The organism is Flavobacterium sp. ARAG 55.4, assembly GCF_051846875.1.
Classification (GTDB): domain Bacteria; phylum Bacteroidota; class Bacteroidia; order Flavobacteriales; family Flavobacteriaceae; genus Flavobacterium; species Flavobacterium plantiphilum.
In genome coordinates this window covers 1-20,374 of the sequence record NZ_JBPYCT010000023.1, presented here as the reverse complement: position 1 = coordinate 20,374, position 20,374 = coordinate 1, and the positions used below count along the sequence as shown (strand labels likewise).

Genomic DNA, 20,374 nt, shown 5'->3' with positions numbered 1-20,374 from the left:
ACGCAGGAGCGCTAAAAGTGGGTTATATCTATTCGTTAACTAATCATTTTGGAATAGGTACAGGCGTAGAATTTTCTCAATATAAACATGATGTTTATTTGAAAAATGCAACACAAACTTTAACTAATTTTGAAATTGATCCCTCAACTTCAGCATTTGTTTATAATGTTACCACTAGTAACTATAGAGAAAAACAAACTTTACAGGCGATTCAAATCCCTTTGTTTTTACAATATAAAACTAATATTAGTAAAGGGGTTGATTTTAATTTCAGAGCAGGAGCGAAATATTTTATTCCTGTAGATTATAAAATTAAATCCTCCGCAGCTTATGTAAACGGTACTGCATATTATCCCGATGTTAACCTGACTATTGATGATTTACCCGAATACGGTTTTGGGGGGCAAAGTAATTATAGTGCCACTGGAGAGTACCAAACAAAGGGTATTGTAATGAGCATGTTTGAATTGGGTTTTACCTTTGATGTGGGAACAAAAAATGCATTGTATACTGCTATGTTTCTGGAAAACGGCTATGGTTCAATTCTTGATCAGGATACTGATAAATCTTATATTGGATATAATCCAACCTCAGTTGCAGAAAGAAAAGCTAATGGTTTGTACAGTATTGATAAAAATGCAAAAATCAGACCTCTGGCTTTTGGAATAACATTAGGGTGGAATTTTAAATAGTTATATTTATTAAAATCTTGACTGTAAATCATCTTCAAATAAATTTTTGGAACACCTAAAGTTATACTATATAAAACTATAGTATTTGATTATTTCTTCAAATACTGAATAATGTCTAGTTCAAAAAACTCCTTAATTTACTAAGGAGTTTTTTTTCTAAATCAAAAAAGAGTCATCCCAATTGAGACAACTCTTTAGTTTATCCTTAGACAAACAGTTTACTGAATACTATCCTTTATTTCTTCCAGATCTTCTGATTGTCTTCCTACTTTTATTTTAGGATTGTCTTTATTTCCTGTAATCGTTAAAGGGATTCCAAGGATTCCAAGAGGCGGTAAACCTAATCTCATTTTAAGATTTAATCGTCCGTCTAAGCTGGTGGTTCCTTCAATTCGGGGTCTGAATCCGGCAAATTTAAATTTGAAGCGTTCAATGGTAATAATATTATTTTTAATAGAGCTTTTAATATCTACCTGATTCAGTTCAGGATTTTTAATGCTTTCTTTATCCGTTTTTTTAGCGACACTGCTAAACATTTTCATTCCATACATTTTGACATTTTTTATCGAAACGACTCCGTTTCCGGATAAAGACGGGAAAACCGGCTCCATGTTTTGATTCAAGCGTCCTTTAAGCGAATAGTCAAGCGAAATGATTCCTTGCGCTTTTTCGGCGGCACTGGCCATTTCTCTAAATATTTTTACTTCATTATAAGCACTTTTAATGTCAAATTCATTGGCTTTGATTTGATATTCAAAAAGCGCATTTTTAGGGTTGACACTTTTGTAAGTCGCATTCATGGCAACGGTACAGCCAATTAAATCAAAACCGGTGTTTTGCATCCTGAGTAATCCGTTTTTCATTTTCAGACTTCCTTTGGCATTTTTAAGTGTTAATCCGTTAAAATCTACTTTTTGAGCATCGGCTCTGAAGCGTAAATCTAAATTTGGCGGAACCACAATTACTCCTGTTTCCGTTGTGGTATTAGTGTTTTCTGTCGAAGTTTTGCTTTTTGTTTCAGGAGTTGCTACCGTAGTATTCGACATAAATTCATCTGTATTGATGTATTTTGAACTTAATGAAAAAGAACCGTGTAAAACGCCATCTTTGGCAGCAATAAAGTTAAATACATTTTGCAAATAACCATTAAGTTTAAAGTCAGATTGACCATAAGAAGCTAAGAAAGTATTGAATCGCATTTTATCATTATGGAATTTAAAAATACCTTCTTTAATAAGAAATGTTTTTGGCAAATATTCAGATGCCAATTGTATGTTGCGAATTTCTAATGTTCCGCTGTTTTTTAGTTTCGAATAATTTCCTTTTTCGGCATCACTTTGTTTCCCTTTTAAAGCTAAATCAGCTTTGATAAAACCTTTAACATCGAGTCCTTTTTGAGAAAAAACCTGATAGATTTTTCCAATATCTAAAGTCCCTTTGGCTTGAATATCATAAATGAGATTGTCAAAATTACTAAGATTGGCTTTTACAAAAACCGGATTTCCTTCAAATGTAAACTGAGCGGGTTGCAAAACTACTTTTAAATCATCAAAAGTCCCTTTTGGATTTGAAATAGTAGAAACAATCCCAATGTTAGTGATCGGGTTTGGATAGTATTTTGTCTTCAGAAAACCATTGTTTAAGTTAATAACAGCATTGGTTATTGGAAATATGCCGTTTTTTTTATCTATTTTTCCTTTTGAAGTTCCGTCAGCAATGAGTATTCCTTTTAGCTCGAAATCCGGAATTCCTATCGCCCGATTAAGTTTTTCCAGATCTATCTTAGCATTAAGCGCTGCATCAATATCCAGAATTTCGGTTCCGGTGCTGTATAATTTTGCTTTTAAAGATTCTTTATCAATGTTGAGGGATAGATTCCTTAAATCAACAACAAGCGAATCCGGATTTAAAGAAGGTAATTGCGTATCAAAATCAACATTTAAGTTGGTAATCGTAGTCGGACTTTGATTGTAATTGATACTTCCGTCTTTGATTTTTAAATCCAATTCCAATTTTGGAGCAATATTTTTAGACGCTATATAATTTCCTTTTAGAGATAAAACACAATCTGTTTTTCCGGTTAATTTGGTTTTGTCAAGCCAGTTAATGAACTTTGGAGGAAAAGCAGTGAAAAAATCATGGAGCTTGCTATTGGTTGTTTTCAGGATAAAATCCATTTTGTACCCTTCTTTTAAGAAGTCAAATTTCCCTTTAAAATCAACTATCAGATTGTTTATTTTTAAATCATTTTCCTGAAACACAAACGAGAGCGAGTTCACATTTACTTTAGTAATCAAATCAGCATTTACTTTTTTATTCATCAGATAAGGCTCATTGTCATACAAAAGATTAAACTGTTCAATCTGCGCTTTTGAAGACAAATCAAAAATAGCTTTACTTAAATCACCTTTTCCCAGATAGTTAAAACCGTAAATATCCAAATGAAATTTGGCCGACAAATCATCATAAACAATCTTACTGTTGGTAATCTCTATCTTCTCCAGTTTTAACGAACTATCTTCTTGTTTTTCTGTCGTTTCGGTTTTACCGGATTTATAAACATTGTAATTCGCAAATCCTTCTTTATTTACTTTTACGTTAATATCGGCATTTGAAAGATATATTTTATCAATATTTACAGAGTTGCCAAAAATCAAACTAGAAACATTAATACCAAAAGCAATTTCTTTCGCCGTAATTAGATTTTCCTTTTCGTAAGGTGCCGAACCATTTAGTTTAAAATGATTTAAACTTACGGTCAAAGATGGAAAATGCTGAAAAAAAGAAACATTCGATTCTGAATAATCTAAGGTTGCATTTAGTTTTTCATTGGCTACTTTTTTTATTTCTGCATTGATTTTATCTGCAAAAACATAAGGAGCAATAAACATGAAAGCCAATAAAGTGATTAACGTGATTCCTATATATTTTAAAATTTTAAAAAATATAGCTTTTTTGTGAGCCATGAGGAAAAGGTATTTGTGAAATAAAAACAGGAACGTGTTTTGGATCTGAGATTATCCGTGTACGGTTTCATTTTTTCCGTAATTGGTAATGATTGAAGTTTCATAATCAATCCATTCTTTCCAGCGTTTGTCAACATCGACATGATCGGCATATTTTTTAGCAAAGCCTAAAAAAGTGGTATAATGTCCCGCTTCACTAATCATCAAATCGCGATAAAACTTAGCCAATTCCGGATCTTGAATGTTTTCTGAGAGCACTTTAAAACGTTCACAACTTCTGGCTTCAATCATCGCCGAAAAAAGCAACCTTTCACACAAAGCATCATTACGGCTTCCGTCTTTTTTCATGAATTTAAAAAGCTCGTTGACATAACTGTCTTTGCGTTCACGCCCAAAAGTAAGCCCTCTTTCTTTGATAAGATCATGCACCATCTTGAAATGTTCTATCTCTTCCTGAGCAATTAGCATTAAAGCGGTAACCAATTCTTCTTTTTCAGAGTTTTGGGTAATCAGACTTATCGCATTGGAAGCGGCTTTTTGTTCGCACCAGGCATGATCGGTTAAAATTTCTTCGATATTAGATTCTACAATGTTAACCCATCTTGGGTCGGTGGCCAATTTTAATCCTAACATATTGCTCTGTTTTAGTCCTGCAAAATTAATCTTTATTTCAGTTATTTTAATCGAAAGGAGTGAATAACCATTAATTTAGTATTATTTTGTGCCAATAATTTTATGTTACTATGAATGTGATGTCATCACTCTTAATAATCGGTTTTGTATGGCCTGAGCCCAATTCCTCTGCAGCAGGCGGAAGAATGATGCAATTAATCTCTTTATTTCAGGAACAGGATTATAAAATTACTTTTGCCAGTCCGGCTCAGGATAGTGATTTTATGGTAGATTTAAGTCAATATGAAGTTGAAAAAGTTGCTATAGCTTTGAATAATTCCAGCTTTGATGAATTTATCAGGGAGTTACAACCTACTGTAGTTTTATTTGATCGTTTTATGATGGAGGAGCAATTTGGCTGGCGTGTTGCCGAAAATTGTCCGGATGCTTTACGAATTTTAGATACCGAAGATTTGCATTGCTTGCGATTGGCACGACAAAAAGCATTTAAGGAAAAGCGTGAATTTCAAATTTCAGATTTATTAACCGAAGAAGTAGCCAAGCGCGAAATTGCCAGTATTTTAAGATGCGACTTGTCGTTGATGATTTCCGAATATGAAATGGAATTATTGACCAATGTTTTTAAAATTGATAAAAGCTTATTGTATTATTTACCGCTTTTATTAGAATCGAATGCCCTTCCTTATTTGGAAAAATTACCTTCTTTTGAAGAACGAAAGGATTTTGTATTTATTGGTAATTTTTATCATGAACCCAATTGGAATGCAGTTCAATATTTAAAAGAGACGATTTGGCCATTAATAAAAAAACAATTGCCGGAAGCTGTTTTGAATATCTACGGCGCTTATCCTTCTCAAAAAGTATTGCAATTAAACAACGTAAAAGAAGGTTTTCTAATTCACGGCCGTGTTGAAAAAGCTCAGGAAGTAGTTCAAAAAGCCCGTATGGTTTTAGCTCCGTTACGTTTTGGAGCCGGAATAAAAGGGAAATTATTAGAAGCCATGCAATGCGGAACGCCAAGTGTTACGACTTCTATTGGAGCCGAATCAATGCTGGGAAATTTCCCTTGGAATGGTTTTGTGGAAGACAATCCGGAATTTTTTGCTGAAAAAGCTGTGCAATTGTATCAGGATGAAGAAATATGGCTTCAAGCTCAAAAAAATGGAGTTGCAATAATGAACCAGCGTTATTTAAGGGAGTTGTTTGAAGAGGATTTTGCTAATCAAATTGAATTTTTAGTTTCGAATATAAAAGAACATCGCCTGAATAATTTTATGGGTGAATTGTTGCAGCATCATACTATGAAAAGCACCAAGTATATGTCGAAATGGATTGAGGAGAAGAATAGAAGTTAGAAGTTTTTGATATGGTAAGTAATATCGTTAACTTGTAAATTGTCAAAAAATTAATTATATATCAAAATATGGATTTTTTTGAAAAATCAATTATAAAACTTCAAAATCAAAGACAGATATTTCATTCTGAAGATGATTTAAAATTATCTTTAGCTTTTATTATAAAAGAAAGTAATCCTGAATTCGAAATTCGTCTTGAAAGACCTGTATCATTAGAGATGATTAATCAGAACGGGCAAAAGGTAATTGTTAGAGCTCCAATAGATATTGTAGTTATTGATGCTGATGGTGGAACTTATCCGATTGAATTAAAATATAAAACAAAAAAAGCAAACATTGAAATTAGTGGCGAAAATTATTCTTTGGCAGGGCATGGTGCTCCAGATGTAGGAAGATACAGCTTTAGAAAAGATATTTATAGAATTGAAAATTATAAATCAAAAAATTTGAATTATAAATACGGTTATGTTTTAATTATAACAAATGATAATCAGTATTTTGAAAATAATGTTTTTGAAAAAGACAATTTTGATAAACATTTTTCATTTCATGATAATGTGATACTTAATCGTTTTGATTTGAGTTGGAATTATAGTACTATAAATAAAGACAAATATAAATTAAACGAAAATAATGTTTGGTGCAATATTAATTCAAAAGAGCAGCATTGGTCATGCACAAAAGAATATTTTTATAAATTAGATCTGTTAAATGATTATGTAATATCTTGGAAAGATTTTTCAAAGATAGAGAATACGACCTTTAAATATTGTCTTATAAAAATTGAATAGTTTAAGATAAAGAAGAGTGGTAAATTGGATAATCCTAAACAAAAAATCCCGTTCTGATTTCTCAAAACGGGATCTTATTATAAACAACCGAGTTATTACGCAAGCATAGTTACCGGGTTTTCAATGTATTGTTTTAATGTTTGTAAGAACTGCGCTCCGGTTGCTCCATCGATAGTACGGTGGTCACAAGCAAGAGATAGCATCATCGTGTTACCTACAACGATTTGTCCGTTTTTAACCACTGGTTTCTCAACGATTGCTCCTACTGAAAGGATAGCTGAGTTTGGTTGGTTAATGATAGAGTTGAATTCAGTGATACCAAACATTCCAAGATTAGAAACGGTAAAAGTACTTCCTTCCATTTCTGCAGGTCCTAACTTCTTGTTTTTAGCTCTTCCGGCAAGGTCTCTTACTGAAGCACCAATTTGAGATAAACTCATAGCGTCAGTGAATTTCAATACAGGAACTACTAAGCCGTCTTCAACAGCTACAGCAACTCCAATGTTCACATGGTGATTGATGATGATAGCATCTTCTTTCCACTGAGAGTTGATTTTCGGATGTTTTTTCAATGCTAAAGCACAAGCTTTGATAACCATATCGTTGAAAGATACTTTAGTATCCGGAACACTATTGATTGTAGCTCTTGATTTCATTGCCTCATCCATAGTCACTTCAATTACTAAGTTGTAATGTGGTGCCGTGAATAATGACTCTGATAAACGTTTCGCAATGATTTTACGCATTTGCGAATTTTTAATTTCTTCTGTATATACTTCTCCGGCAGGAACAAAAACTTTTGGTGCAGCAGCGGTTTCTGCTTTAGCAGATGCAGCAACCTGTGGAGCGGTAGCAGCAGGAGTAAAGTTTTCGATATCACTTTTTACGATACGCCCGTTTTCACCTGAACCTTTAACTTGTGTTAACTGGATTCCTTTGTCAGAAGCAATTTTCTTTGCTAATGGAGAAGCTAAAATTCTCTTCCCGTCAGCTGGTTCTTCCTGAGCAACCGGAGCTGAAGCAGTTTCAACAGCAGCTGCTTTTGTTTCTTCGGCAGCAGGAGTTGCTTGAGAAGCACCATCGGCAACGTAATTATCAGCAATTCCGCTGATATCAGTTCCTGCAGGTCCAATGATAGCTAAAAGACTATCAACAGGAGCTGTATTTCCTTCTTCAATTCCGATATATAATAAGGTACCTTCGTTGAAAGACTCGAATTCCATTGTTGCTTTATCTGTTTCAATTTCAGCAAGAATATCCCCTTCTGCAACAGCGTCACCTACTTTTTTCAACCAGGTAGCTACTGTTCCTTCAGTCATAGTATCACTCAAACGAGGCATTGTTACTACAACAACACCTGCAGGTAAAGAAGCAGCTGGTTTAGCAGCTTTTGGTTCTTCTTTTTTATCTTCTTTCTTCTCTTCAGTTACAACTGGTTTTTCAGTAGCAGCCGGAGCATCTCCACCAGATAATAAAGCAGAAATATCTTCACCTTCGTCTCCGATAATTGCCAATAAAGAATCTACAGGAGCTGTTTCTCCTTCAGGAATTCCAATATGTAAAAGCGTTCCTTCATTGAAGGATTCGAATTCCATCGTTGCTTTATCAGTTTCAATTTCAGCAAGAATATCCCCTTCACTAATTTTGTCTCCTACTTTTTTAAGCCATGTCGCTACTGTTCCTTCCGTCATAGTATCGCTCAAACGAGGCATTGTTACTTTTATCGCCATAATATTTTTATAATTTATGAGGTGTAAATGGATAATCTTCTTGTGCATATACTACATCGTACAATTGCTCAGGCTCTGGGTACGGAGAAGATTCAGCAAAATCAACACATTCCTGAACTAAATCCTTAACCCTTTGATCAATTGCTTCGATTTCTTCATCGGTAGCATATTTTTTATCTTTAATTACGTCTAAAATCTGAGTAATAGGGTCAATTTTCTTGTACTCTTCTACCTCTTCTTTAGAACGATATAATTGTGCATCAGACATAGAATGTCCTCTGTAACGGTATGTTTTCATTTCCAGGAAAGTTGGTCCGTCTCCACGACGGGCTCTTTCGATAGCTTCTGTCATTGCTTCCGCTACTTTTACAGGATTCATTCCGTCAACCGGCCCACAAGGCATTTCGTATCCTAAACCTAATTTCCAGATATCCGTATGATTTGCTGTTCTTTCTACTGAAGTTCCCATTGCATAACCATTGTTTTCAACAATAAATACAACAGGTAATTTCCATAACATTGCCATGTTGAAAGCTTCGTGTAAAGATCCCTGACGAGCAGCACCATCACCAAAATAGGTCATTGTAACTCCTCCTGTATTATTGTATTTGTCTCCAAAAGCTAATCCGGCACCAACAGGAATCTGACCTCCAACAATACCATGACCACCATAAAAACGATGTTCTTTTGAGAAAATATGCATAGAACCACCCATACCTTTAGAAGTTCCTGTCGCTTTTCCAAGCAATTCAGCCATTACGCGTCTAGGATCTACACCCATACCTATTGGCTGAACGTGGTTTCTGTAAGCAGTAATCATTTTGTCTTTGGTTAAATCCATTGCATGCAATGCACCTGCAAGTACGGCTTCTTGACCATTATATAAATGTAGAAAACCTCTAACTTTTTGTTGTATGTATAATGCAGCCAGTTTATCCTCAAACTTTCTCCAAAGCAGCATGTCTTCATACCACTTTAAATATACTTCTTTTGTAACTTCTTTCATCTCAAGTGTTCTTTTACTAAAGTTTTTTATTGTGTGTCAATTAGTACTTTTTCACAAATTCATTTAAAATGGTCAAATTTGCGAAATGCAAAAATAGGACATTCCATCTAAGAACTAAAATTATAAAGCTAATTTTTAGTTTTATTAGAGCAGTTTTTTGTTAAATAATAAAGGGAGCAGGTTTTTTAAAGATTCTGATTTATAAATTTTCCCTTTTTCGCCCATAAAATAAATTTCGATCGGGCTTTCCTGTTTTATTTCATATTCGGCAATAGACTGCCTGCAGGAACCACAAGGAGTAATTGGCACAGGAATCCCTGTTGCTTCCGGTGCGGCGGCAATTACTATTTTCAGAATTTTAGATTCCGGAAAATTAGAAGCCGCTTGATAAAGCGCCACTCTTTCAGCACAAAGTCCTGACGGATAAGCCGCATTTTCCTGATTACTCCCTAAAACAATTTTTCCACTATCCAAGGCTATCGCCGCACCCACTCTGAAATTAGAATAAGGAGCATGCGCATTTTTTTGAATTTCAGTTGCCTGCTCAAAGAGACACTTAATTTCGTCCGGCAGTTGTTCAGTATTGTCAAAAACAGCAAACTTAGTTGTAATAGTGATTTCTTCCATTTTATTTTTTGGATAAAAAAAAATCCAAATTTCATTTAAGGGAAATTTGAATTTAGTTCTAGTTTTTATTCGAAATTAATATTCTTCGTATTTATCTCCAAAGTTAAATGTCAATGAAAAACGAAGAGTGTTCTCCAGAGGATTTGGAATTTTTGAAGCTGAAAACAGATAAGAAACATCTATTTTTACAGTTGTATATTTAAAACCGGCTCCTAATGTAAAATATCTCAATCCACTTTTATCTATATTTTCATGATGATATCCTACACGCATAGCAAAAGCATCCTGATAAGAATACTCAGCACCTACAGCGTACATAACTTCTTTAAGTTCTTCACCAAAACCATCAGGGGCATCTCCAAAAGATTTAAAAACCCCGGAAACCCAACCGATAGAACGGTAATTATCTATGTTTTGACTTCTTTCTTCGTCAGTCACTGCACCATCTCCGTTTAAATCCGGATTTTGAGGTGTAGGAACCAGTAATTTATTAAGTTCTACAGTTAATCCCAGCTTATTGTAATCATCAAAAATAAAATCAAAACCAGTTCCTAGTTTCAAATTAGCAGGCAAAAAGTTAGCGCTAATTTCGTCATTATCATAGCTCAGTTTGGGTCCAAGATTCTGAATATTAAAACCGGCTCTCCATCTACCGTTAAATCTATTATATGCAATCTCTTCAGACTGATAAAAACCGGCTACATCAATTGCAAACGAACTCGCTGCAGTAGCATCTTCAGTACCGGTAGTTACTTTTAAATTGGAACGAATGTATCTGGCACCTACCGCCATGGAAAATCTCTCACTTAATTTTAGAGAATAGGAGCCATCAAGAGCAAACTCGTTTGGTGACACAACAGGAGGATTTACATCAGATGCATCCTGTCTTAATTCAATATCACCAAAACCAAAATAACGAAGACTTCCAGCAAAAGCACTTCTGTCAGAAATTTTATTATAATAAGTAATTTGTCCTAATGAAATATCGTTAGCAAGACCTGTTAAATATGGAGTGTAACTGGCACTAATTCCTTGTTTGTCGATTGCAAAAGCATATTTTGCCGGATTCCATTGCTGAGAAAAAGCATCTGATGAAGTAGCTACCCCCATATCTCCCATACCCGCAGCTCTGGCATCTGCAGACACTGTAAGAAAAGGAACTGCAGTAGTAATTATTCTTTCCTGAGCCTGAATCACTGCAATTGAAAACAAAGAAATGGTTAAAAGTATTGTTTTTTTCATTGGTTAATAGAAAATTATTTGAAACAAATATAGTGTTTTATTAAAAAGTTGCAAGTATTTCTGTTTTTAGTTTTTATTGGAATCAGACAATCGTACCACAACTGATTCCTAAATATATAAATCTATATAACTGTTGTTTTTAATTTATATTGTGCTTGTCATTATCCCGTTTTTTATTCCATCTGTTTTTTTATAAAAATCACAATTTAAAAGCAAAAACCTCACAATTTAATTATTTTAAACAGTAGTTTCAACTCTAATTTTTAAAGAAAAGTGTAAAAGCATAAAAAAAAAGCATTAAGTATATGAATAAATAATAAATAGTATAAATTTGCGTTAATTTTGAATAAAAGAAACAGTATATAATTATTTAAATGATATTGCAGGTTAATCGTTAATTATTATATTGCAATGCACAAATATTACCTTAGTAAAGAGTATGAAAGTAAATAAAATTACAGTTTTTCGATTAATGTTGTCAGTGATTGTGGCTATAGGCTTTGCTAGCTGTAGTAAGAAATCAAGTTCTAAAGGAGCCTCAAGAGCAACAGGTTGGAATGTAGACAGTAAAAAAGTTCAAGCTGCTAAAAAACAAGAAGCTGGTCCTGGATTAGTTTTTGTCGAGGGAGGAACTTTTACAATGGGAAGAGTACAGGATGATGTAATGCACGACTGGAATAACACCCCTACTCAACAACACGTTCAGTCTTTTTACATGGACGAAACTGAGGTAACTAATTTTATGTATTTAGAATACTTAGATTGGGTTAAAAATGTATTTTCGCCTACAGATGAAAATTACAAAGATGTCTATAACGGTGTTGTTCCGGATACTCTTGTATGGAGAAACCGATTAGGTTACAATGAAACGATGACTAACAACTACCTAAGACATCCTGCTTATGCCGAATATCCTGTTGTAGGAGTAAATTGGATTCAGGCGGTGGATTTTGCAAAATGGAGAACAGATCGTGTGAATGAAGGAATTTTGGAAAAAAACGGTTATTTGAAAAAAAATTCAAAAACAGAAGATGTAACTGCTGACAATTCTTTTAGTACTGAAGCTTATTTAATGTCTCCATCAACTGCCAGAGGTGGCAGTGAAGAAATTGTATTGCAAAAATCAAAAGGAAGAACAGTAAAATCAAAAGACGGAAATACATCTGAAGCAAAAGGTGTCTATGCACAACGTTCTTCAGGAATTATTATGCCGGAATACAGATTGCCAACAGAAGCCGAATGGGAATATGCCGCAGCTGCTGATGTAGGTCAAAGAGAATACAATATCTACAAAGGACAAAAGAAATACCCTTGGTCAGGTGAATATACCCGTTCCGGGAAAAGACAAAATAGAGGAGATCAATTAGCCAACTTTAAACAAGGAAATGGTGATTACGGAGGTATTGCAGGATGGTCAGATGATGGTGCCGACATTACAAACGCTGTTAAATCATATCCGGCTAATGATTTTGGACTGTATGATATGGCTGGCAACGTTGCCGAATGGGTAGCAGATGTTTACAGACCAATTATCGATAATGAGGCAAATGATTTCAATTATTTCAGAGGAAATTTATACACTAAAAATAAAATTGGCCCAGACGGAAAAATTGAACTTGTTACTAAAGAAAACATGAAGTATGACACCCTTAGTAACGGAAAAATAATAGCACGTAATCTTCCGGGAGAAATAGCTCAGGTTCCGGTTGATGAACAAGAAACTTATCTAAGACAAAACTTTGACAAAAGCAACAACATCAATTACAGAGATGGTGACAGGCAGTCTTCCAGATACTATAATTTTGGTTTCTCTGAATCAGATAATGAGAAAGAAATTGACAAAATGTATAACTCGCCAAAACACAATGTAACTACAGATAGTTTAGGTAACATGGTTAGAAAGTATGATAAATCCAGTAAGCGAACAACCCTTATCAATGATCAAATCAGAGTATACAAAGGTGGTTCCTGGAGAGACAGAGCTTATTGGTTAGATCCTGCTCAGAGAAGATACTTTCCTCAGGATATGGCTACTGATTATATAGGATTCAGATGTGCTATGTCAAGAGTAGGACCAAAATCAGATAAGAGAAAAACACCTAGAAATTAATTTATACAACCTATTAGATAAAAGCCCTTTGATTAGGGCTTTTTATTTTTTAAATCACTTTTTATATGAATATCCCTCACATTCATAGTTTATTTTTAAAATCTACAGGAGTTTCAACAGATACCCGAAAAATCCAGAAACAATCAATATTTGTAGCCATCAAAGGAGATCGTTTCGATGCCAATACTTTTGCAGCTGAAGCCTTGGAAAAGGGTGCTTCATATGTAATAATTGACAATGAAGCTTATTATATTGATGACAGAACCATTTTGGTAAAAAACAGTTTAACTGCTTTACAGGAATTAGCTAAGTTTCATAGAAACTATTTAAAACTACCCATTATTGCACTGACAGGAAGTAACGGAAAAACAACTACCAAAGAATTAATTAATGTAGTTTTGACTAAAAAGTACAAAACAAAAGCTACTATTGGTAATTTGAATAATCATATAGGAGTTCCTTTGACCCTGTTATCATTTGATACCAATACCGAAATAGGAATTGTAGAAATGGGAGCTAATCATAAAAAAGAAATCGAATTTCTTTGCGAGATAGCTCAGCCGGATTACGGATATATTACAAATTTTGGAAAAGCACATCTGGAAGGATTTGGCGGTGTAGAAGGTGTTATTGAAGGAAAAAGTGAAATGTATCAGTATCTTTTCAAAAATGAAAAATTAGCTTTCATCAACCTTGAAGACCCTATTCAGGTCGAAAAATCAAAAATTTTGAAGCATTATTCTTTTGGTGTTAATAAAGAAAATGCAAACGTTACAATTTCTGAAATAAAAGCAAATCCATTTGTAGAGATCTTATTTGATTCTATCCGTATTAAAACCCATTTAATAGGTTTGTACAATGCTAATAACGTTAACGCGGCTTTAACAATAGGACAATTCTTTAAAGTAGAAAACGAAGCCATAAAATCAGCATTAGAAAGCTACATACCTGAAAACAACAGATCGCAACTATTAACAAAAGCAAGCAACGAAATTATTCTGGATGCTTATAATGCTAATCCCAGCAGTATGCTGGTTGCGATAACAAACTTTTTACAGCTCGAAAAAGAAAATAAAATCATGATTTTAGGTGACATGTTCGAGTTAGGCTCTTCGACTCATCAAGAACATACAGCTTTGGTCGATTTATTAAAAAATGAAATAAACATCCAATGTTATTTTGTTGGAAAAGCTTTTTATGAATGCCAAATTCAAAAAAATAATTTCCATTTTTATGAAAATTTCGATTCCTTTTCAGCCATTATAAATAAGCAGCATTTTGAAAACAGCACCCTATTAATTAAAGGTTCCAGAGGGATGGCTTTAGAACGCACTTTAGATTATATCAAATAGTTTTTTCAGAAAAAAATTCGGTTCACAGAAAAATAAATTAACTTTAGCTCTACAGTAATTACTGTATGGCTAATTTTTTTTTTTGTATGAATAGAGATGAAAAGCTCAAACTGCTTCTTAAAGACAATGAATTTGATATTGTAATAATTGGCGGTGGTGCAACGGGTTTAGGCTGCGCAGTTGACGCTGCCAGCAGAGGATACAAAACTTTGCTTTTAGAAAAATATGATTTTGCTAAAGGCACTTCAAGCCGCTCTACTAAATTAATCCACGGAGGCGTTCGTTATTTGGCTCAGGGCAACATCCATTTAGTCAGAGAGGCATTATTAGAAAGAGGCCGAATACTAAGAAATGCTCCTCATGTCTCCCATAAGTTGCGATTTATATTACCTGCATATCATTTATGGGACAAATATTATTATGGTTTTGGCTTATGGATTTATGAATTTCTGTCGGCAAAATTTAGCTTGGGAAAAACAAAAATTCTTTCAAAAACAACAACTTTAAAGGAACTGCCTGATTTAAATTCCGACAAATTAAAAGGAGGAATTTTGTATTATGACGGTCAGTTTGATGACAGCCGATTAGCAATCAATTTAGCACAAACAGCATCGGATTATGGTGCTTTAGTACTTAATTATTGCGGGGTAACTGATTTTATAAAAGAAGAAAATAAGATCATTGGATTGAAAGCGAAAGAGGAGTTCTCAAATCAGGAATTTAGCATTAAATCAAAAATAATTATCAATGCAACAGGAGTGTTTGCTGATGCTTTATTACAAAAAGCTGAAGGACATTCTGAAACAACAATGACTCCTTCCCAAGGAATTCATCTGGTTGTAAATAAAGAACATTTTCAAAGTTTGTCGGGAATGCTGATTCCAAAAACCAGTGACGGCAGAGTTTTATTTATCATTCCCTGGCATGATAAACTATTACTGGGGACTACCGATACTGCTGTTAATCAAATACTTTTAGAACCAAAACCTCTAAAAGAGGAAATTGATTTTATAATCAGTCATTTTAATAAATATGCTGTCAAATCCATTACAGATACTGATATCAGTAGTGTTTTTGTTGGATTACGTCCATTAATAAAGGAAGGTTCCGGTACAAATACGGCTGTTTTATCAAGAGAACATCTTATTCAGATTTATCCTTCCGGTCTTGTAAATGTATCCGGTGGTAAGTGGACTACTTACAGAAATATGGCCGAAGAAACCATCAATAAAGCATTATCACATTCCGGATTAAATTTTGTCAGATGCAAAACAAAACGTTTGAAAATTCATGGTTTTTCCCATCACAAAAATAATTCACATTTAGACATCTATGGTTCAGATTCAGAACTCATTTTACAAATGATGAAAAAAGACTGTTCGTTATCTGAAAAAATACATCCTTCTTATCCCTACACAAAAGCCGAAATTGTCTGGGCTGTTGAAAACGAAATGGCTTTAACAGTGGAAGATATTTTAGCAAGAAGAACAAGACTACTCTTTCTGGATACAAAAGCCGCCACCGAAACTACAGACTGTGTCGCAGAAATAATGAGAGCAACATTAGGAAGAAATGAACAATGGAAACAAGAACAAATTATTCTTTTTAAACAATTAGCTCAGAGATATTGGATAAAATAAACTAAAAAAGCTCCACTATTTCTAATGGAGCTTTTTGAAACTATAATTTTTAAAAAGGTTATTTTATCAATACTTTTACATTATTATTTAAGTCATCACCGGTAATATTTAAAATATAAAGACCCGGAGTATAATTATTATTCAAGCGAATTTTAAAATTTCCTTTACTATTTCCATTACTATTTAACACATTACTAAAGAATACATTCCCAGTTGTATCCATTAAAGTTGCTGTAATATTAGGAGAATTATAAGACGGAATATTAATATTAATCTGCTCTTTTACTGGATTAGGATGAATTGCAATTTCATTGGTAGTTATTCTAAAACTCCACACATTTCCTGTTGTAGTTCCGTAATCATTTATAGCATCTATTCTCCAGTAGTAATATACTCTCGAAGTTAACTCATCCGGCAACTGATACGATAAATTTTCTGAATAAGGAATCTCCACAAGTTTATTAAGATTTTCAGGATCAGTACCAAAATACACTGCGTACTTTGTCGCATCAGTATTCCCTTCCCAGACAAGATTGAAATTCTCGACAGGCAATTCTAAAAAGTAAGAACCATTTTCCGGACTTGGATTAGCTGCTTTTACCGGAGCAGGAGCTGCCTTAGTTGTAACTTCAAGAATTTCACTGTAATTAGAAGAGTCGGTATTTTTAGTCGCTTTTAAGCGATAATAATATTTAGTACTATGAACGACCTCTGTATCAGTGTAAGTGATTGTATTTGCTTCAAGGTTTGCTATTGGTTCAAAAGAAACAGTGTCTAACGAACGTTCCAGCACAAAATTAGTTTCATTGTTTGAATTATCCACCCAGTTCAATACTGTAGTAGCTTCGGCTAAAGGTCTGGCAATAGTATTGGTCTCAAATGTAATACCAGAAGGAGCATTAATAACTGTTGTAGTATATATTTCAGCAATTTGCGAAGCAGACAAAGCATAATTAAATATTTTTAATTCATCTAATTTTCCTTTGTACGGTGCTGGTGCTGTTCCTGAAGCCAGTTCAAGTTCACCAATATTCCCAAGTATCAGGTCTGTTGGTTCAGCAATACCTCCTACTCCAGTTTCGCTAAGTTCACTCTGAAGTACACCATTTAAATAAAGTCGTAATTTATGATCAGCTACATCTCTCATGACCACAACATGCTCCCAATTCCCGGTAAAGAATCTTGAACCTACTCCTTTCAATTCTTTTTTAGTGACATCATCATCGATAGCAAAACGCAGTTCTCCACTTTTAAATTCGATATTATAACGTTTTCCTGTTGCTCCGGTATTTGCATTCTTTGTAAAAGAGCCCTTGCATAATAAATAAGCTGAACTTGTTGAACCGGTAGGCAATAATCCAGGTGCCGCTTTCATCCAAAAAGAAATAGAAAACGAGCCATTATTAAAATAAATTTGATCCCTGTTAGGAATACTAGCCATATAACTATTATTATTTGAGGATGAAAAATCAAGTGCTTTATTTGCTTTACCGTCAATTCTTACCGTAGTATTATCAAAATCAAGATCTAATTTACCATTGTTATTAAATTCAGATAAATCGACAATATCATCACCCTCACCGGCATCTTCTCTAAATGGCCAATGTCCTATCATATCAGTTGGAAAATCAGAAATCGTTCTAAAATGCCAAATATCACCTTCTACTGTCCCTTTTGCATTAGTTGCATCTATTCTCCAATAATAATTTGTATCGGAATTTAAACCAGAAACAGTATAAGATGGACTTGCTGCGTAATTTACATCTGCTACCTTGTTTAAATTAGATGAATCTGTACCGATATAGACTGCATAAGTTATAGTATTACTACTCCCTGTCCATTTTAACACAAGGCTTCCGTTAGCAGGTTCAGCATAATTAAATTCATTGGTTGGATTTGGGTTAGCTGTTTTATTTGGTGCCGAAGGCAAAGCCGGAGTTGTGACTGAATTCACATCACTATAACTCGAAGACTCTACAGCAGTGGTAGCTTTTACACGGTAATAATATTTTGTATTAGGAATTAAATTAGCATCAGTATAAGTAACAGTATTAGAATCTACTATTGCAACTTGTGAAAAAGAAGTTCCATTTGTAGAACGCTCAATTACAAAACTAGTTTCATTGTCAGAATTATCTATCCAATTTAAGGTAATCTTACTCGACGGTGCAGGAGTTTCTACTGAACTTGCATTCAAAGTAATGGCAGTAGGAGGAATAACAAAATCAGGAGGAATTGTATTAATCAATCCGTTAATATATACTTCAATATTTAAATACTGAGGAGAAGTTGTGCTAAAAACCAATGCATCAGCCGCACTGTTTTTGTTTAATCCATTGCTGTCTTCCCAGACATCAGGCATTCCGTCATTATCAGTGTCCAAAGGTGCCGGAGCACCATATACATGACCTGCACCACCATTTATAAAACCGAATTGTTTAGTCAAATCAGACTGCACATAAACATAAGTCGCAGCTGTTCCCTTTGACATTAAATCAGAAATCATTAAATTATCAACCTGATCACGTCTTGGATAAGAAGCACCTACACTTGAAACAATCTTATCATATGCATTCTGAGCTGTGAGAGAGGTATTTTTAAAAGGATAATCATAAGGAGTTGATAAAATACTCGCTGCATCTCCTGTAGGATATCCTGTTAAATCCTGAGGAACTAAAGTTCCATCTAATACGCCGTTTCTGTTATTATCAAAATAATTCCCCGAACCATACAAAAAGAAATTAGAATTCCCCCTGTTAAAAGGTGTAGAAATAGAAGTACTGGTATTGGGTCCGCCGATGAAATAATTATTTATAATATTTACATCTGAACTTCCCGCAGAATCACCACCCATGATGTAGGCATCACCTGATTCGGTATGTCCATAAGTGTTACCATAGTTCCCCCAGTTGTAAACTACGTTATTTACAAACTCATTAATCCCTTTGATTTTATTATTTCGCGTTTTGTTGCAGATATACAGGTTACCTATTAAACTCACCTTGCCACCTGCAGAAGGCTGTATTAAGCCACCTGCCGAATGATTATGACGATGTAAACCTTGTCCAATAATAGAATTCTGAATTGTAATATTATCTGGACTTGTCCCTTTACTATCCCAGTTAATAGAAAACACTTCATCTGTCCCCCATGTAAAAGTCATATGATCAAAAATCATGTTTGCACCATTAGCTAAACCTGATGCATCTTGATTCTGTGAAGTACCACCATAACGAATACGCAGATAACGTGCAATAGTATTGCTAGCTCCTGTAAATGTAACTCTTGGACCTAAAAAAACAATACCTTCTCCGGGAGCAGTCTGACCGGCAATAGTTGTATTTTTAGCAACGACAATTTGGGACTGCAGATTAACTATACCTCCCACTTTAAAAATCACAAAACGACCTTCCTGACTAACAGCATCACGAAATGAACCAGGACCACTATCATTTAAATTTGTAACTAAGTAAATTTGAGGATTACTGGCTCCTCTTGCTCCGGTTGTATATCTTCCGAATCCCTGAGCTTCTGGAAAGGCTAATGTTTGAGAGTGCAAAGCCTCAGAAGTTAGCACAAGCCCATAAAACAATAAAGCTTTTGGTACTTGTTTGAAAAGTAAAGTTTTTAATTTCATAAATAAATAATTTAGGTTGGTTATCCCAAAAATATCCATTTAACATTTTATTAGCATCCTGCGCTATCCTGCACTGACAAGTGTACTATTTAAGCTAATTGCATTACTTTAAAGAAAATAAAGTTATATCCATGAACAGAAAAATGCCAAGACTTCCCAATACAATAATATCAAACAGTGATTAGAAATGTCTGGTGCAAAAAAAAAGTAGAAGAATCTGGATTTAAAAATTTCAGCATCCTACTCAATACCTTAACTCTGAATAATCAATCGATTCTGAATTATTTTGATAATCGAAGCGTAAATGCTTCGACAGAATCTTTCAATGTTAAAATAAAAGCTTTTAGAAGTTAATTTTGAGGAGTCCGAAAAATTGATTTTTTTCTATTCAGATTATCTAACCTTTTTGGTTAATCCTCAACTTTTGAACCTGGTCCTAAATTATTTTAGTTCAATTACATTCAACCATAAAAAAAACCTCTAAAATCAATGAATTTAGAGGTTTGTGTAAATTTGGTGGGCGATGAGGGGTTCGAACCCCCGACCCCCTCGGTGTAAACGAGGTGCTCTGAACCAGCTGAGCTAATCGCCCT

General features: G+C 34.2%; 14 protein-coding genes and 1 tRNA gene. 7 read left to right on the top strand and 8 right to left on the bottom strand.

Annotation, left to right across the window (positions count from 1 at the left end; genetic code table 11):
- A partial coding sequence (locus tag ACSV4D_RS17665) for an outer membrane beta-barrel protein (RefSeq protein WP_439229311.1) occupies positions 1-692 on the top strand: 692 nt, incomplete at its 5' end.
- Positions 693-910: 218 nt separating this feature from the next.
- Here the strand turns inward: ACSV4D_RS17665 and ACSV4D_RS17660 are convergent.
- Both ACSV4D_RS17660 and ACSV4D_RS17655 read right to left on the bottom strand, forming a co-directional pair.
- A complete protein-coding gene (locus ACSV4D_RS17660; protein WP_439229310.1) occupies positions 911-3,658 on the bottom strand; it encodes a hypothetical protein in 2,748 nt (915 codons plus the stop codon).
- A gap of 51 nt (positions 3,659-3,709) precedes the next feature.
- On the bottom strand, positions 3,710-4,291 hold the full coding sequence (locus ACSV4D_RS17655; RefSeq protein WP_439229309.1) for a tRNA-(ms[2]io[6]A)-hydroxylase: 582 nt from the start codon (positions 4,289-4,291) through the stop codon (positions 3,710-3,712).
- Positions 4,292-4,401: 110 nt separating this feature from the next.
- On the opposite strand from ACSV4D_RS17655, the gene ACSV4D_RS17650 reads away from it, so the two are divergent.
- Both ACSV4D_RS17650 and ACSV4D_RS17645 read left to right on the top strand, forming a co-directional pair.
- Positions 4,402-5,646: a glycosyltransferase gene (locus ACSV4D_RS17650; protein ID WP_439229308.1), complete on the top strand. Its 1,245-nt coding sequence runs from the start codon at positions 4,402-4,404 to the stop codon at positions 5,644-5,646.
- A gap of 68 nt (positions 5,647-5,714) precedes the next feature.
- Positions 5,715-6,437 carry a hypothetical protein gene (locus tag ACSV4D_RS17645; RefSeq protein WP_439229307.1) on the top strand — a complete coding sequence of 241 codons (723 nt, stop codon included), beginning with the start codon at positions 5,715-5,717 and terminating at the stop codon, positions 6,435-6,437.
- 95 nt (positions 6,438-6,532) lie between these two features.
- Here the strand turns inward: ACSV4D_RS17645 and ACSV4D_RS17640 are convergent, their stop codons facing one another.
- The 4 genes from ACSV4D_RS17640 to porV all read right to left on the bottom strand — a co-directional run bounded on the left by ACSV4D_RS17640 (position 6,533) and on the right by porV (position 11,042).
- Positions 6,533-8,167: a 2-oxo acid dehydrogenase subunit E2 gene (locus ACSV4D_RS17640; protein ID WP_439229306.1), complete on the bottom strand. Its 1,635-nt coding sequence runs from the start codon at positions 8,165-8,167 to the stop codon at positions 6,533-6,535.
- A gap of 7 nt (positions 8,168-8,174) precedes the next feature.
- Complete coding sequence (pdhA, locus tag ACSV4D_RS17635; protein WP_073245817.1) at positions 8,175-9,173, bottom strand: pyruvate dehydrogenase (acetyl-transferring) E1 component subunit alpha; 999 nt, start codon at positions 9,171-9,173, stop codon at positions 8,175-8,177.
- Positions 9,174-9,317: 144 nt separating this feature from the next.
- A complete protein-coding gene (gene cdd, locus ACSV4D_RS17630) occupies positions 9,318-9,800 on the bottom strand; it encodes a cytidine deaminase (protein ID WP_439229305.1) in 483 nt (160 codons plus the stop codon).
- Between the two features lie 75 nt (positions 9,801-9,875).
- Positions 9,876-11,042: a type IX secretion system outer membrane channel protein PorV gene (gene porV, locus ACSV4D_RS17625; RefSeq protein ID WP_408082822.1), complete on the bottom strand. Its 1,167-nt coding sequence runs from the start codon at positions 11,040-11,042 to the stop codon at positions 9,876-9,878.
- A gap of 439 nt (positions 11,043-11,481) precedes the next feature.
- Between porV and gldJ the strand changes: the two genes are divergently transcribed.
- The 3 genes from gldJ (at position 11,482) to ACSV4D_RS17610 (ending at position 16,144) form a co-directional block, all read left to right on the top strand.
- On the top strand, positions 11,482-13,152 hold the full coding sequence (gene gldJ, locus ACSV4D_RS17620; RefSeq protein ID WP_439229304.1) for a gliding motility lipoprotein GldJ: 1,671 nt from the start codon (positions 11,482-11,484) through the stop codon (positions 13,150-13,152).
- Between the two features lie 65 nt (positions 13,153-13,217).
- A complete protein-coding gene (locus tag ACSV4D_RS17615; RefSeq protein WP_439229303.1) occupies positions 13,218-14,504 on the top strand; it encodes a UDP-N-acetylmuramoyl-tripeptide--D-alanyl-D-alanine ligase in 1,287 nt (428 codons plus the stop codon).
- Positions 14,505-14,590: 86 nt separating this feature from the next.
- Positions 14,591-16,144: an FAD-dependent oxidoreductase gene (locus ACSV4D_RS17610; protein ID WP_439229302.1), complete on the top strand. Its 1,554-nt coding sequence runs from the start codon at positions 14,591-14,593 to the stop codon at positions 16,142-16,144.
- Positions 16,145-16,202: 58 nt separating this feature from the next.
- On the opposite strand, the gene ACSV4D_RS17605 is transcribed toward ACSV4D_RS17610, so the two are convergent.
- On the bottom strand, positions 16,203-19,781 hold the full coding sequence (locus ACSV4D_RS17605) for a LamG-like jellyroll fold domain-containing protein (RefSeq protein WP_439229301.1): 3,579 nt from the start codon (positions 19,779-19,781) through the stop codon (positions 16,203-16,205).
- Positions 19,782-19,958: 177 nt separating this feature from the next.
- On the opposite strand from ACSV4D_RS17605, the gene ACSV4D_RS17600 reads away from it, so the two are divergent.
- Positions 19,959-20,135 carry a transposase gene (locus ACSV4D_RS17600; protein ID WP_439229300.1) on the top strand — a complete coding sequence of 59 codons (177 nt, stop codon included), beginning with the start codon at positions 19,959-19,961 and terminating at the stop codon, positions 20,133-20,135.
- Positions 20,136-20,295: 160 nt separating this feature from the next.
- Here the strand turns inward: ACSV4D_RS17600 and ACSV4D_RS17595 are convergent.
- A tRNA-Val gene (locus ACSV4D_RS17595) sits at positions 20,296-20,373 on the bottom strand.
- Position 20,374 lies beyond the last annotated feature (1 nt).

Bases quoted from the DNA above. Each gene is read 5' to 3' on its own strand.
- ACSV4D_RS17660 (WP_439229310.1), bottom strand. From the start codon at position 3,658: ATGGCTCACAAAAAAGCTATATTTTTTAAAATTTTAAAATATATAGGA.
- ACSV4D_RS17655 (WP_439229309.1), bottom strand. From the start codon at position 4,291: ATGTTAGGATTAAAATTGGCCACCGACCCAAGATGGGTTAACATTGTA.
- ACSV4D_RS17650 (WP_439229308.1), top strand. From the start codon at position 4,402: ATGAATGTGATGTCATCACTCTTAATAATCGGTTTTGTATGGCCTGAG.
- ACSV4D_RS17645 (WP_439229307.1), top strand. From the start codon at position 5,715: ATGGATTTTTTTGAAAAATCAATTATAAAACTTCAAAATCAAAGACAG.
- ACSV4D_RS17640 (WP_439229306.1), bottom strand. From the start codon at position 8,167: ATGGCGATAAAAGTAACAATGCCTCGTTTGAGCGATACTATGACGGAA.
- pdhA (WP_073245817.1), bottom strand. From the start codon at position 9,173: ATGAAAGAAGTTACAAAAGAAGTATATTTAAAGTGGTATGAAGACATG.
- cdd (WP_439229305.1), bottom strand. From the start codon at position 9,800: ATGGAAGAAATCACTATTACAACTAAGTTTGCTGTTTTTGACAATACT.
- porV (WP_408082822.1), bottom strand. From the start codon at position 11,042: ATGAAAAAAACAATACTTTTAACCATTTCTTTGTTTTCAATTGCAGTG.
- gldJ (WP_439229304.1), top strand. From the start codon at position 11,482: ATGAAAGTAAATAAAATTACAGTTTTTCGATTAATGTTGTCAGTGATT.
- ACSV4D_RS17615 (WP_439229303.1), top strand. From the start codon at position 13,218: ATGAATATCCCTCACATTCATAGTTTATTTTTAAAATCTACAGGAGTT.
- ACSV4D_RS17610 (WP_439229302.1), top strand. From the start codon at position 14,591: ATGAATAGAGATGAAAAGCTCAAACTGCTTCTTAAAGACAATGAATTT.
- ACSV4D_RS17605 (WP_439229301.1), bottom strand. From the start codon at position 19,781: ATGAAATTAAAAACTTTACTTTTCAAACAAGTACCAAAAGCTTTATTG.